Origin of the sequence: Streptomonospora halophila (assembly GCF_039542725.1) — a bacterium.
GTDB lineage: Bacteria > Actinomycetota > Actinomycetes > Streptosporangiales > Streptosporangiaceae > Streptomonospora > Streptomonospora halophila.
In genome coordinates, this window is the sequence record NZ_BAABIK010000033.1 from 19,523 (window position 1) to 33,111 (window position 13,589).

Annotated in this window: 12 protein-coding genes and 1 tRNA gene; 4 read left to right on the forward strand and 9 right to left on the reverse strand. The window is 73.7% G+C overall.

Annotated elements, in window-relative coordinates:
- Positions 1-247 precede the first annotated feature (247 nt).
- Complete coding sequence (locus ABEA15_RS21975) at positions 248-703, reverse strand: GatB/YqeY domain-containing protein (RefSeq protein ID WP_344146968.1); 456 nt, start codon at positions 701-703, stop codon at positions 248-250.
- 501 nt (positions 704-1,204) lie between these two features.
- Between ABEA15_RS21975 and ABEA15_RS21980 the strand changes: the two genes are divergently transcribed.
- Both ABEA15_RS21980 and ABEA15_RS21985 read left to right on the forward strand, forming a co-directional pair.
- Positions 1,205-2,113 carry a metallophosphoesterase gene (locus ABEA15_RS21980; protein WP_345558772.1) on the forward strand — a complete coding sequence of 303 codons (909 nt, stop codon included), beginning with the start codon at positions 1,205-1,207 and terminating at the stop codon, positions 2,111-2,113.
- Positions 2,114-2,234: 121 nt separating this feature from the next.
- Complete coding sequence (locus ABEA15_RS21985) at positions 2,235-2,957, forward strand: helix-turn-helix domain-containing protein (RefSeq protein ID WP_345558727.1); 723 nt, start codon at positions 2,235-2,237, stop codon at positions 2,955-2,957.
- A 23-nt stretch (positions 2,958-2,980) separates the two neighbouring features.
- On the opposite strand, the gene ABEA15_RS21990 is transcribed toward ABEA15_RS21985, so the two are convergent.
- The 5 genes from ABEA15_RS21990 to ABEA15_RS22010 form a co-directional block, all read right to left on the reverse strand.
- A complete protein-coding gene (locus ABEA15_RS21990) occupies positions 2,981-3,370 on the reverse strand; it encodes a VOC family protein (RefSeq protein WP_344146974.1) in 390 nt (129 codons plus the stop codon).
- A 56-nt stretch (positions 3,371-3,426) separates the two neighbouring features.
- Entirely contained in the window at positions 3,427-4,065 is a 639-nt protein-coding gene (locus tag ABEA15_RS21995; protein WP_344146977.1) for a TetR/AcrR family transcriptional regulator, read from the reverse strand.
- Positions 4,065-4,964 (reverse strand): saccharopine dehydrogenase, encoded by a 900-nt coding sequence (locus ABEA15_RS22000; RefSeq protein WP_345558729.1) that lies wholly within the window; start codon positions 4,962-4,964, stop codon positions 4,065-4,067. Before ABEA15_RS22000 ends, ABEA15_RS21995 begins: the two co-directional genes overlap by 1 nt.
- Positions 4,965-5,100: 136 nt before the next feature.
- Positions 5,101-5,940 (reverse strand): class I SAM-dependent methyltransferase, encoded by an 840-nt coding sequence (locus ABEA15_RS22005; RefSeq protein WP_345558731.1) that lies wholly within the window; start codon positions 5,938-5,940, stop codon positions 5,101-5,103.
- 195 nt (positions 5,941-6,135) lie between these two features.
- The gene (locus tag ABEA15_RS22010; protein WP_344146986.1) at positions 6,136-6,648 is read right to left on the reverse strand and encodes a DoxX family protein; all 513 of its coding nucleotides are present in this window, start codon (positions 6,646-6,648) and stop codon (positions 6,136-6,138) included.
- A 171-nt stretch (positions 6,649-6,819) separates the two neighbouring features.
- Here ABEA15_RS22010 and ABEA15_RS22015 point away from each other — a divergent pair, with 171 nt between their 5' ends.
- Both ABEA15_RS22015 and ABEA15_RS22020 read left to right on the forward strand, forming a co-directional pair.
- Complete coding sequence (locus ABEA15_RS22015) at positions 6,820-7,617, forward strand: SDR family NAD(P)-dependent oxidoreductase (RefSeq protein ID WP_344146989.1); 798 nt, start codon at positions 6,820-6,822, stop codon at positions 7,615-7,617.
- A 230-nt stretch (positions 7,618-7,847) separates the two neighbouring features.
- Complete coding sequence (locus tag ABEA15_RS22020; protein WP_345558734.1) at positions 7,848-8,444, forward strand: HD domain-containing protein; 597 nt, start codon at positions 7,848-7,850, stop codon at positions 8,442-8,444.
- Between the two features lie 150 nt (positions 8,445-8,594).
- Here the strand turns inward: ABEA15_RS22020 and ABEA15_RS22025 are convergent, their stop codons facing one another.
- From ABEA15_RS22025 to ABEA15_RS22035, 3 genes are all read right to left on the reverse strand, one after another.
- Entirely contained in the window at positions 8,595-8,792 is a 198-nt protein-coding gene (locus ABEA15_RS22025) for a hypothetical protein (RefSeq protein WP_344146995.1), read from the reverse strand.
- Positions 8,793-9,300: 508 nt separating this feature from the next.
- A tRNA-Pro gene (locus tag ABEA15_RS22030) sits at positions 9,301-9,374 on the reverse strand.
- Positions 9,375-10,463: 1,089 nt separating this feature from the next.
- Positions 10,464-13,508, reverse strand: a complete 3,045-nt coding sequence (locus ABEA15_RS22035; protein WP_345558736.1) for an AfsR/SARP family transcriptional regulator — start codon at positions 13,506-13,508, stop codon at positions 10,464-10,466.
- Positions 13,509-13,589: the final 81 nt, after the last annotated feature.

A 13,589-nucleotide genomic window follows, 5' to 3' on the forward strand; every position in this document is an offset into this window, starting at 1 on the left:
CGCGGCCCGGCCGCGCGATGCGGCGCCAGGGGCGTGTTCGCCGAATCACTCCTACTGCGCGGCGCCCCGGCACCGCTCCCTGCGCTCCCGTCAGTCGGCAGGGGATCCCCGCCCCGGCTCGCTTCCCGGCCGCGCGAGAGCGACACCGGTCCCGCCGAAGCGCTCCGCGCAGCAGACTCGGCGCTTCGCGCCTGGAGCGAGGGGCACCCGATTGCGCCGCCCACTACGGACGGACCCGTCAAACGGCCTAAGCGGTGAGCTGGCGCTTGACCTCGGCGGCGACGCGGCCGCCCTCGGCTCGGCCGGCCACCCGCGGAGTCACCTGCTTCATGACCTGGCCCATGGCCTTGGGGCCCTCGGCACCGGTCTCGGCGATGACGGCGGCGACCAGGTCGCGGAGCTCGTCGTCGCCGAGCTGGCGGGGCAGGTAGTCGGCGAGCACGTCGCCCTCGGCGCGCTCGGCCGCGGCCTGGACGGTGCGGCCGCCCTCCTCGAACGCGTCGGCGGCCTCGCGGCGCTTCTTCGCCTCACGGGTGATCACGCGGACGACGTCCTCGTCGCGGAGCTCGCGCGCCGCCTGGCCGGAGACCTCCTCCGTGGAGATCGCGGCGAGCACGCTGCGCAGGGTGCGGGTGCGGACGTCGTCGCGCGCCTTCATCGCTGCGGTGAGGTCGGTCTGGAGGCGGTCCTTGAGTTCGGCCATGGCAGCGATCATACGGCGGCGGTCTGCGGGGCTGCGAGCGTATTGCTCGCGCCCGTGTCAGGCGGTGCCGCACCCGCCCAGGAGCGCGCGGAAGGCCTCCCCGCTCGGCGTCGTCGAGCACGTCCAGCGCGCTCATCAGCTCGGCTGCAGGGGTCGGGGTCGGGCAGCGCCGGCCGCGCCGGATCCCGTTCCGGTCCCGGTGCGCTCCGCGGCTCCGTCCGCGCCACCCCGTGCAAATCGACCACGTCCGGGCGACGCCGACGCTGCGGTCCCGGATCCGTAACACCTGACCGCTCAGCGGGCACCCGGCCGCGGCCGCCGGATCGCCCGGCGGAGCGGCGGCAGGCGTCCCGGACGACCGCGAGCCCGCAGAGTTCGGCGGGACGCGGGTGCGGGCGCCCGCTCCGCGCCGCCCGCGGGCCCGGAGGCCCGCTCGGCGGGCGCATCCGGTCGCGATGTCTGACACCATCGGAAGCGGGAGGTGCCGTGACGGTGACGAGGATGCGGAAGACGCTGCGGACGGCCGGACGTGCGGCCGCGGTCACGGGTGCGGTCGGGCTCGCCGGGGTCGTCTACGCCTCGGTGATCGAACGCAACTGGTTCCGGCTGCGCCACTACGAGCTTCCCCTCCTCGACCCGGGCAGCTCCCGGCTGCGCATCCTGCACATCTCCGACACGCACCTGACGCCGGGGCGGCGCATGCTGCTGGACTGGCTGCGCGGGCTGGAGGCCTACGACCCCGACTTCGTGGTCAACACGGGCGACTCCATCGCCCACCCGGACGCCGTCGAGCCGTTCATTTCGGCGCTGGGCCCGCTGCTGGACCGGCCGGGCGCATTCGTGTTCGGATCCAACGACCTGTACTCGCCGCAGATCAAGAACCCCGCCCGCTACCTGTGGCGCAGCAGCGGCTCGGACTACGCCAAGCGCAAGGTCCCCGACCTGCCCTGGCGCGAGCTGGGCGAGGCCATGAGCGAGCGGGGCTGGCTGGACCTGAACAACCGCAAGGCCGTGCTCAAGGCGGACGGGCGCGACATCGCCGCGGCCGGGGTCTCCGACTCCCACATCGGGCTGGACCGCTACGACGACGTCGCCGGGACCGCCGACGCGGAGGCCGACCTGCGGGTGGGCGTCCTGCACTCGCCCGAGCCGGCCAACCTCAACCGCTTCGCCGCCGACGGCTACCAACTGCTCGTCGCCGGGCATACCCACGGCGGGCAGCTGTGCCTGCCCTTCTACGGCACCCTGGTCACCAACTGCGGCATCGACCGCCGCCGCGCCTGGGGGCTGCACCGCTATGCGGGCACCTGGCTGCACGTCTCCGGCGGGTTGGGCACCTCGCCCACGGCCCCCGCCCGCTTCTGCTGCCGGCCCGAGGCGACGCTGCTCGACCTGGTCGCCCAGCAGTAGGCGCGCCCGCGGCGGTCGTCGGGCCGTCCGGAGCAAGGCACCCGGTGCGGCCGCCCGCCGCCGCGAACGCGGAGCCGCGATCCCCCTGCCCTCGCCCGGTGCGCGGGAGGAGAATGGGGTCATGTACCGCGAGCGCGCGTCGGCGACCGGAGGGGTCGTGTGGACCGGGGCGGCCGAGGACGGCGACCTGCACCGGGTGGTGCCGGACGGCTGCATGGACCTGGTCTGGGACGGCGGCGGGCTCCTGGCCGCCGGGCCCGACACCGCCGCCTACTTCGCCGACTGGAGACCGGGGGTCGTCTTCATCGGGCTGCGGCTGCCGCCGGGCGCCGGTCCGGCGGCGCTGGGCGTGCCGGCGCACGAGCTGCGCGACCGGCGGGTGCCGCTGGAGGACCTGTGGTGCGCGGACGAGGCGCGCAGACTCGGCGAGGCGGTGGCGCTGGCGGCGGACCCGGGCAAGCTCCTGGAGCGGGCGGCCGCCCGGCGGCTCGCCGCAACGGGCGGAGCCGATCCCGTGATGCGGGAGGTCGCCGCGCTGCTGGATGCCGGCGCGTCGGTGGCACGCGCCGCCGAGGCGACCGGGCTGAGCCCGCGCCGCCTGCACCGCAGGAGTCTGGCGGCCTTCGGCTACGGCCCCCGGACTCTGCGGCGCATCCTCCGGTTCGACCGCGCCCTCGCGGCGGCGCGGGAGGGCACGCCCTTCGCCGAGGTGGCGGCAGCGGCCGGCTACGCCGACCAGGCGCACCTCGCCCGCGAGGCCAGGGAGCTGGCCGGGGACCCGCTGAGCGTGCTCACCGGACGGGCGGGCCAGGCCGGCGGTACGAGCGGGCCCGTCACCCGGTAGGCCTCCCCGCACCCGCGGGCTCCTCACTCCACAGGTGCGAAGAGGTCCACCCAGTGCCCGTCCGGGTCGCAGACGACGGCGTAGCGCTGGCCCCACACGGCGTCCCAGGGGCTGCGGAGCCCCGTGTAACCGGCCCCGGTGAGGTCCGCGTAGAGGCGGTCCACGCCTCGGGGCCCGTCGCAGGCGAAGGCGAGCGCCAGCCCGCCGCCGGAGGCCGGTTCCCAGTCGGGTATGAAGGACCGCACCGTCTCGACCGTGTCCCACAGGATGCGCAGGCCGCCCGGGAGCTCGACCTCGACGTGCGGCATGCTCTCGGCCCCGGCGGGGATGTCCATTCCGATACGGCGGTAGAACGCCAGTGACGCGCCCATGTCGGCGGTGACGATTCCGACCGCGCTGAATGCTGCTGTCATGCGGTCGACGCTAGACGAGGCGGCGGCCGCCGTCTTGAAGGTTTCGGACACCCGTGTCAGCGGGGGCGGACGCCGTCGATCACCGTGGCCACCAGGTCGTCGATCAGTTCCGGCGGAACGTCGGCGGGTGCCGCCGTTGGTGGGACGGTGGGCAGGGGCGGCAGCACCAGCTCATGGCAGGTGCCCACGAGCATCGTCGCCACGGCCTCGGGCCGGGCGCCGGCCGCGACGCGCCCCAGCCGCTGCTCGGAGCGCAGGTAGTCGGCGAGCACGGCGCGCAGGTCGGCGCCGCCCGCGCTGCCGCGGAGCAGCTCGGTGAAGCGCTCCAGCACCCGGGGGTGGGCGGCGGCGCCCGCGAAGGCGGGGAGCACGGCGGTGTGCACCGCGATCGCGTACCGCAGCAGCGCCCGCAGGTTGTCCTCGACGGTGCCGGTTCCGGCGGCGGGCACCTCGCCGACCGCGCGCGCCGCGTTGGCGGCATGGGCGTGCAGCGCCCGGGCGAGGAGCTCCTCCTTGTCGGCGAAGTGGTTGTAGAGGACGCCGGCGGCGACCCCGGCCTCCCGGGCGATGTCGCGCACGGTGAGACCCGCGGCGCCGCGCTCGGCGACCAGGCGCTCGGCGGTGGCCAGGAGGTGCTCGCGCAGGGTGGGTTCGCCCTCCTGGCCGCGCAGCGCGGCGGCTGTTCTGGGTGACATCACTGGGCATCGTAGTGCGAACCCGGCCCGAGGACTCCTTCGGGGAGTCCGAGCTCGAAGCCGTGTCCCGCGAGCTCGGTGAGGAACCCGACCGGCTCGACGGCCTGCTCGATGTGGTGCACGCCCGGCGCCAGGCCGGGCAGCCGACCGGCCGCCAGCGCGGCGGCCACCCCGCTCGCCCGGCTCTGCGACCGCCCGCTGAACCAGGCCGTGACCGGCCCCCGGGCGGCGGTCACCGCGAAGCCGTCGCCGCCCGCGTGCACCCGCAGCAGCGCCCGGCGCACCGCGGCGCGGACGCGGGGACGGCGCAGCAGCCGGGCGGCGACGGGCCGCCGCGCCGTCGCCAGGAGCGGGGTGAGCACGCGGGTGTCCAGGCACAGTGCGGTCTCGGCCGCGGGTGCCCCCAAGGTTTCGGGCAACGTGTACTGGTCGCTGAAGGGGAACCGGTAGGCGGTGCGCACGCCGTAGGGAGGCGGGAAGCGGAGCCGCGACGGGCCGCCGGCCTGCTCCATGCTGTCGAGGATCCAGTCGAGGGCCCCCGGGCCGTGGTGCTCTCCGGCGCCCACCAGCACGCCCATGCGGATCGGCCCGGCACCGCCGGCGTCGGTGGCGCTTCGCGCGAGCAGGTTGGTCACACCGGGAGCGAGGCCGACGCTGAGCACGGCGGTCGCGCCGCGTCGGCGCGCGAGCCCGTCGAGGGCGGCGACGGCGCGCAGCCGCGGAGCGGACGCGGAGACGTCCACGTATCCCATGCCGCGCTCCAGGCACGCGCGGGCGACGCGGCCGCCGTCCTGCTCGGTGCACATCACGACGGCATCGGCGCCGTCGAGCGCGCGGGTGGGCCCCTCGTCGCGGGTGATGTCCGCCGGCAGCGCGCGGACCCCGGGGAGGGTGTCCAACTCGGTTCGCGGCCGACGGCGACCACCTCGCCCGGGTACACGCGCCGCAGCGCCGCGCAGACCTCGCGGCCGACCGCGCCGGAACCGCCGATCACGGTGATCCGATCCATGGTGCCGTCCTTCTCTCGGTGGTGCGTCAGGGGCGGGTCGCGGTGGCGAGCCAGGCGGTGCCCCGCAGCCGGACCGCGCCCGATCGGGCGAAGGGGCGGAAGGCCTCCTCGGCGGCCTCGCGCGCGCGGTCGGCCGCCGCCGGTCCGAGGCCGCGGAGGATGTGCTGCACGGGGCCCCACCCGCACAGGAAGCCGGCCGCGTCGGCGGGGTCGGCGCCCCACACCTGTTCGGCGTCGACGGCGGTGATCTCCGTACCGCTGAAGCCGGCGCCGTGCAGGACCTCGCGGACCCGCTCGGGATCGGCGAAGGAGACCGCTGTATCGCCCACCCCTTCGGCGGCGCCGGGCGGCAGCACGGCCGACATCGCCGCGAAGACGCCGCCGAAGTCGCTCCCGCCCAGTCCGCGCATCGAGAGGAACGCCAGGCGTGCGCCGGGGCGCAGGGCGCGGGCGATGTTGGCGAAGGCGGCCGCGGGGTCGGCGAAGAACATCACGCCGAAGCGGCTGACAGCGGTGTCGAAGGCCGCGGCCGGGAACGGGGGCGACTGCGCGTCGCCCTGCTCGAACGCGGCGTTGGCGACGCCCTCGTCGGCGGCGAGTGCGCGGGCGCGGGCGAGCATGGGCGCGGACAGGTCGACGCCCAGGGCGTCGCCGCGGTGGGCGGCGCGGGCGGCGAGCCGGGTGGCGCCGCCGTTTCCGCAGCCGACGTCGAGCACGCGGTCGTCGGGCCCGATGGCCGCCGCCTCCAGCAGGTGTCCGTCAAAACCCCCGTTCACCGCCTCATAGCGCTCGTGGTGGTCCGCCCAGTGCCGGCCTTCGTAGCCGTTCCAGGCGCGGAACTGGTCGGTGTCGACGGCCTCGTGCATGGCGGCGCTCCTTGGCGTGGAATTAAAATGAACTGTTGTTCATGAACGTACGTTCATAATGAGCGCATCACGGTGCGCGCGTCAAGCCCGGGCCCGAGGGGCGGCTTCAGCGCACGAGAACGGCCCCGCGCCCGGGGCGGCCGGTCGTCGCGGCCGCCCCGGCGGCACGGGGCCGGTGCGAAGGAAGGTGCCGGATCAGTGCCCGCCGGTCGGCAGCTTGGGCGCGGCGCCGCGCGCCTTGCGGCCCGCGGTCTTGCCTGCCCGCGACGCCGACTTGCGCGCGTCGCGGGCCGCGTGCCGGACGTCGTGGACCACCTTGGGCGGCCGCCGCCGCGGCTCGGTCGCGGTCAGCACCAGGGCGCCGAGCAGCCCGATGTCCTTGACCGCGGAGTCGCGCCCGGCGGAGTCCCAGACCTTGCCCTGCGCCGCCGCGACCAGCGACGGGACGGCCTGCGCTGCGAGCACCAGGCTGGCCGCGCGCCTCCCCTTGCCGAGCAGCAGCATGGTTCCCGCGCCGACACCGGCCACGGCCTGGGCGCGCACCACGAGCGCCGGGTTGTCCGGGATCCACGGGCAGGAGGCGTGTACCCGGCTCACCACCGGTGCGAGCGCCTCGGCCCGCGGGTGCGGATCACGCAGCGTCTCCACCGAGTCGACGATGAACGGGGCTGCGAGCAGGCGTTGAAGCTGTTTGCGTAGGACTCCCATGTTGTCCCGTATACCCGGGAGCGCCCCGAGAACCCCATGAACTGACCGTTCGACTCCAATCCGGGGAGGGAGCGGAGAAGGCCGGGAGAGCGGGGCGGGAGCGGCCGGCGGCCGAGTTCGAGGTCGGATTCCCGCCAGCACCGGCCGAGCCGCGCGGCCAGGATTCCACGTATGGATCTCAACCTGAAGGACAAGGTCGTCGTCGTCACCGGAGCCAGCAAGGGCATCGGGCTCGCCATCACCCGGGAGCTCGCCGCCCAGAGCGCGCGGGTGGTCGCCGGCAGCCGCACTACCACGCCCGAGCTCGCCGAACTGAGCGAATCGGCCGGGGTGGCCGTCGTCAACGCCGACCTCGCGGCGGCGGACGGGCCCCGCCGCCTCGTCGAGGCGGCGGTGGAGCTGCACGGCGGCATCGACGTGCTGGTCAACAACGTCGGCGCGAGCGAGCCCGCCGACGGCATCACGGGAACCGGCGACGACGCCTGGCAGCGCATCTTCGACGTGAACCTGTTCTCGGTCGTGCGCGCGACGCGCGCGGCCGTTCCCGCGATGACCGGACGCGAGGGAGCCGCGATCGTCAACATCAGCTCGGTCAACGGGCGCCAGCCGGCACCGATGATCATGCACTACAGCGCCGCCAAGGCCGCGCTGACCAACCTCGGGCGCTCCCTGGCCGAGGAGCTGGCACCCAGCGGGATCCGGGTGAACACGGTCTCGCCCGGCCCGGTGCGCACACCCCTGTGGACGAACGAGGGGGACGGCTTCGCCAACGTCCTCGCCGAGCAGGCGGGCACCACGGTGGAGGACGTGATGGACCGGCTGCTGCCGGAGAGCATGGCCGTGTCGCTGGGCCGGGTGGGCGAGCCGCAGGAGGTCGCGGATCTCACCCTGTTCCTTGCGTCGCAGCGCGCGGCGGGCATCACCGGGGCCGACTACCGCATCGACGGCGGCCTGGTGAAGACCGCCTGAGGGCCTTCCGCCGCGGGCCGGACCGCCCTCCTCGCGCGGCCCGGCCCGCGGCTGTCGCCCATGCCGCGCCTCGGGGCGGGGCCCGCCGCGGACAGGCGGTGCCGGTCCGAGGGAGGTGGTCGGGAGGCAGGGGACCGGGGCGGGACGCGCAGCGGCGGCGCTCGCCCGCGGCCGCCGAAGAACCCGGGACCCGGCCAAGCTGGTCACGACGGATCGCTAGGGTCGAGGGCATGCGTGTACCCAGCGACCGAGAGATCCGCGATCTGCACGCGGAGCACGCCCCGACAAGCGAGGCCTTCGACCTTGTGCACACGCACTGCGCCATCGTCGCGGGCATTGCCGAGCAGCTGCTGTCCCGCCGCCCCCAGGCCGCCGATCCGGAACTCGTGCGCGCCGGCGGCCTGCTGCACGACATCGGGGTCTACCGCCTCTACGACCGCACGGGCAAGCTCGACTACGAGCGCTATGTGCGCCACGGTGTCCTCGGCCGCGACCTGCTCGCCGAACAGGGTTACCCCGACGCCCTGGGCCGGTTCTGCTCCTGCCACACGGGGATGGGCATCACGCGCGAGGACATCCGCGCGCAGGGCCTCCCCATCCCGCCCGGCGACTACGTCGCCGAGTCGGCCGAGGAGGAGCTCGTCATGTTCGCCGACAAGTTCCACTCCAAGGCCGGACCCCCGGTCCTCGTCTCGCCCGCTACCGTCGCCGCCCGCCTGAGCAGGTTCGGCGCGGAGAAGGAACTGCGGTTCAAGGCGCTGCTGGCCAAGTACGGCGAGCCCGACCTGCGCCCGTTCCACGAGGAGCACGGCCACGAGGTGGTCTAGCCGCTCCGGCGCGGGCGCCGTCAGCACGGGCCACCGAGCGCCGCCGTGGCTGATCTGGACCGGCGCCGGCCCTCGCACAACCCGCCGGATGGCCCGGCCGCGCCCGCGACGCCCGTCCGCGGCGTGCGGGGGCCCGGGGAGCCCGGGCGCCTACCCCTTCTTGCGTACGCCCACAGCCACCACGACGATGCCGAACACCAGGAAGATCAAGCCGGCCCAGATGAATACGGACAGCTCACCGAGTTCAAATCCCATGTTGCTCAGCGTGACCGCTTCGTAGGCCATCCGGCCGCTTCCGAGAAAGGCCACCATCCCGCACCCGATATAGAGCCATCGGGGAATCTCCATTCTGAGCCGCCTCTCTCGCACTGGTCACCCCGTCGACCGCCGCCGACGGCACCCGCGCCCACGCGAAGCCCTGTCCCCGCCCGTACGCCCGGGACAGTATGCAGCAGGAGGATCCGGCGAGCACGGCTCGAGCTGCCCTGCACCGTCTGGACGTACATACCGGGAAGCCTGGATCTCGCTCACGCGAGACTTGAGGCTCACAGGGTGCGGCAACCGGCGCCGGCCACAGCAGCCGGAACGTGTGGGTGGCCTGGCGACTTCCCGGGCGGAGGCACACGTGGCTGGACCTCGCCCGCTGGACGCCGCCGATCCGGGCAGCAAGCCGATCACCACGATTCCCAACGCGGCAGTGATGAGGGCTTGGTCGAGTGCCGCCGATGACCCGCACCAGGCTCGCGGCCAGTGATTGATGAACCCGCACGCCATCACCCCGACGGCCGCTGAGAGGGCCCACAGACCCCGCACACACGAATACGGGTGCCCACCTGGGTGGGCACCCGTTTTTCCGTCGGGGTGGCGGGATTTGAACCCACGACCTCTTCGTCCCGAACGAAGCGCGCTACCAAGCTGCGCTACACCCCGTTTGCGCCGTGGAACAGTCTAGCGGACGTGCGGGCGTGGTCGCACACGATCAAGGGCCTGGGCGGGGTGCGGTGGGCGGGTGGGGGTGGTGGGGCGAGGTGCCGGGGTACGGGGATCGGCAAACCTCTCTAGAGGAAACGGCCGGGAACGGCCTTCGGGGTTGTCGGGTGGGGGCGCCGGGCGCACTTTGGGGGTATGGGAGCCGAGAGCCGTGTCCCCGTTCCCGATCCCCTGTCCGCCGTCCCGATCCCGTGGTGGGTCCGCCTGTCACGGTGGCTCAACGGGTCGCGGGTGTGTTCGGTGGGCGACTGCATCGAGCTGACAGAGCCGACAGAGCGCCATTGCACCACGCACATCCGCACCTTCCGCTCACGACTCGGAGAGCACCGATGCGCCGCGCCCCGCTGTGTGCGGGCACGCGCGACCGGCGACCACCTGTGCCCGCAGCACCGCGAGGAGACGTCGACCGACCTCGGCTCCGCCGCGGAGCGGGGCGGGCAGTGGAACGCCGCCGTCATGCGGCCCGCCTCAGGGCGGGCCCGAGATCAGCGGCCGTTCCACGGGTGAGCAGGATGCCTCCCCTTCCTCTGCGGACGGGGCCGGGCCCCCTCTCCGGCAGCGGGGAGGAGGGGGAGGCGTCCGCTCGCATACGCCCGCCCGACGGGGACGATTCTGGGCGAGGAGACGCCGGGCGGACCCGCGGCGGACTGGCGGCCGAGCGGCTCTGCGGCCCGGCGAGCGGGAGTCCCGGTGCCCCGGCAGCCCGGTCGAACTGCGACCCGGCGAACCAAAGACCCGGTGTGCTCCGTCGAACCGGGGTCCCGGTACTCCGGCATCCCTGTGGCCCGGTGCCCCGGTGGCCCGGTCGTCTGCGGCCTGGTCGCCCTGCGGCCCGGCGGGCCGGAGTCCCCGTGCCACTGCGGGCCGGGTGCTTCTGCGGCACCGCGTTCCGTCGCCGGACGCTCTTCCCCAGCGCTCACCTGCTGTTTCCCGTGAAACCACGGCCAAGCCTGGCCAAGGCGGTACCCGATGCCACCCGATGCCCTGGCCGGCCTCGTGCGGCGCGGGTTCGGGACCGGGCGGCCGCCGTCAGACGAGTTTCTGCAGCTCCGCCTGGGCCTCCTGCGCCTCCGGAGCACCCAGGTCGGCGAAGAGCTTGGCGGCGCTTGCCAGGTAGGTCACCCGATCGTCGTGCGGCACCGCCTCGGGCAGCAGGCCGAGCCGCAGCAGCGCGCGCCCTTCGACGTGGCGCTCGCCCCGGGTGCGAGCCAGTTCCAGCGCCTGCTCCTGGATCCGCCGGGCTTCGGCCGCGTCGCCGTATTCGGCGTAGGCGCACCCCAGCTCGGAGAGGATCTCGGAGTCCGCGCTGTGCTGGCCGACCTCCTCGCCCAGTTGCAGGGCGGCCTTGTGCGACTCGATCGCCGCCTCGATGTCGCCGCTGCGGCGCTGGGCCACCGCCATACCGTTGCGGATGTAGAACTCGTCGCGCTGGGACCCGATGAGCTGAGCGAGCTTCAGCGCCTCGGAGAGGTAGGAGAACGCCTGGTCCAGGTTGCCCAGCTGGGAGTTGACCTCGCCCAGCACGCGCAGGACCTGGGCCGAGGTCTCGTACTGCCCCTCCTCGCTCTTGATCTTCAGCGCCGACTCGCAGAGCTCCAGAGCCTTCTCGTAGTCGCCCAGGACCTGGTACATCGCGCCCAGGTTGGCCCGCTGCACACCCTCAAGGGAGCGGTCGCCGGCGGCGACCGCGTACTCGAAGACCTTCCAGATGCAGGACAGGGCCTCGTGGAAGCGCCCCATCCGGTCGTAGACCATGCTCAGGCTGGAGTAGACCCGCGCCTTGCCGCGCTCGTCGTCGATGGTCTCCAGCAGCTCGCGGGCCTCGTTCAGCAGGTCCAGCGAGTGGCTGAAGCGGCCTGCCAGGCAGTGCGCGATGCCCAGGCCGATGAGGGTGGCCGCGCTGCCGCGCACGTTTCCGTTGGCCCGGCTGGCGGCGAGCGCCTTCTCCTGGGTCGACATCATCAGCTCGGTCTGGCCGTGGTTCGCGTAGTGCCGCCACAGCGAGTCGGCCAGCTGCCATGCCTGCTCGTCCAGCCCCACGCCCGCGTAGAAGTCGACGGCCGAGGCGAGGTTGTCCTGGTGCCGCTCGAACCACGCGGTGGCCTGGGCGTGGTCGGTCAGCGTGGTCTCGTACCTGGAGGAGCTGCTCCGGTCGATCTCGTAGTGGTGGCCGCGCGGCCCCATCATGTCGGCCGCCCGGTTGGCCATGTCGAGGTAGTGGTCGGCGAGGCGGCGCCGCGCCTCCTCGGCCTCCGCCGGGGAGAGGTCGGTGGCCGCCTTCTCGCGGGCGTAGGAGCCGAGCAGGTCGTGGAACCGGTACAGGTCGACGCTGGGCTCCTCGAACAGGCAGACGCTCACCAGTTCCTGGAGCAGGTCGTCGGCCTCGGGAGGGTCGCAGTCGAGCAGGGCGGCCGCGCCGTGCAGGTCGACGGTGCCGCCGATCATCACGCCCAGGATGAGGAACGCGCGGCGCTGCTCCTCATTGAGGCTCTGATAGGACAGCTCGAAGACGGCTTCGACGCTGTGGCCCTCGATCCGCAGCTCGCGGAACATCCGGTGGTGCTCGCTGAGCCGCTGCTTGACGTGCTCGAAGGTCCAGCGCGGTCGGCTGAGCATGCGGCCCGCCACGATGCGCAGCGCGAGCGGAAGCCCGCCGCACAGCCGCATCACCGCGCGCGCGGTCGGCTCCTCCTGGTCGACGCGGTCCTGCCCCAGAACGGTGGAGAACAGGCGCAGCGACGACTCCTCGGTGAGCATGCCCAGCGAGATGTACTGCGCTCCGCTCAACCCGGGCAGGTCCTGGCGCGAGGTGACGATGGTGAACGAGCCCGGAGCGGCAGCCAACAGGGGACTGATCTGCGCGAAGTTGGCGACGTTGTCCAGCACGATCAGCACCCGCCGGCCCGTCAGGCTCGCCCGCCACAGCGCGGCGCGCTCCTCGACGGACTCCGGGATCGCGTCCGGCTGCACGCCGATCGCGCGCAGGAGGCTGCCCAGCGCCGCGGCGGGGATGACGGGTTCGTGCTCGACCGTGTAGCCGTAGAGGTCGATGAAGAGCAGGCCGTCGGGGAACCGGTCGGCCAGCCGGTGCGCGCCGTGCACGGCCAGAGTCGTCTTGCCCGCACCTCCCAGACCGGTGACCACGGCGATCTCGGCCCGGTTCTCGTCGCGCGTCCCGAGCGCGAGCAGGCGGTCCAGGTCGTTCTCGCGGCCGGTGAAGTCGGGGATGTCGCGCGGGAGGTCGTTGCGTGAGACGAAGTCGCGCGGCCGCTGCTCATGAACCGGCGGCTGCTCCGCGGGAGCCGTTTCGCCGCCCGAAGGGGTGACGGCGCCGATAAGCCGCCCCACGTGGGACTCGGTGTCGCGCAGGATCTGCCCGTGCAGCTCCATGACCTCGGGGCTCGGGTCGACGCCGAGCTCCTCGGCCAAATACTCCCGGCACTCCTGGAAGACCGCGAGCGCGGACGCGCGCTGCCCGCTGCGGTACAGCGCCGCGATCAGGAAGTACTGGAGGCGCTCCCGCATCGGGTCCTCGCGCACCAGCGGCGTGACCCGGGTGACGATCTCGGTGTAGCGGTGCAGCGCGAACGCGCACTGCGCCCACGAGGTCCAGGCGCTCCAGTTCTCCTCGAGGAGCGGCCGGGCGACGGCGTTCCACAGGTGCTCGGAGCCGGTGCCGGAGAACGGCTGGCCGCGCCAGCACGCCAGCGCATCGTCCCAGAGCACGGCCTCCTCGGCGGGGTCGCCCGCGGCCTTGGCGCGTTCGACGAGAGCGCGGAAGCGGTGCAGGTCGACCCGGTCCGCCTCGACCGCCGCCATGTACCCGCCGGCGGTGGTCTTGATGACGTCGGGGAAGGAGCGGCGCAGGTGCGAGATCTGCACCTGGATCACGGAGCGGGCGGTTCGGGGCGGGTCGTCGTCCCACAGGTACTCGATCAGGCGATCGACGGTGACTTCCTTGCCGCGCTCCATCAGAAGCGTGCCCAGTACGCACCGCTGTCGCGGACCGCCGACGGAGAGCGACTCTCCGTCGTTCGACCACGCCGAAATGGGGCCGAGCACGCCAAAATTCACGAACAGCACTCTAGCAAGGCGGTTCGCGCCGCACCGGGTGAAGTAACAGCGCTGTGGACGCCGTGCTCCCCTCCCCGCAGC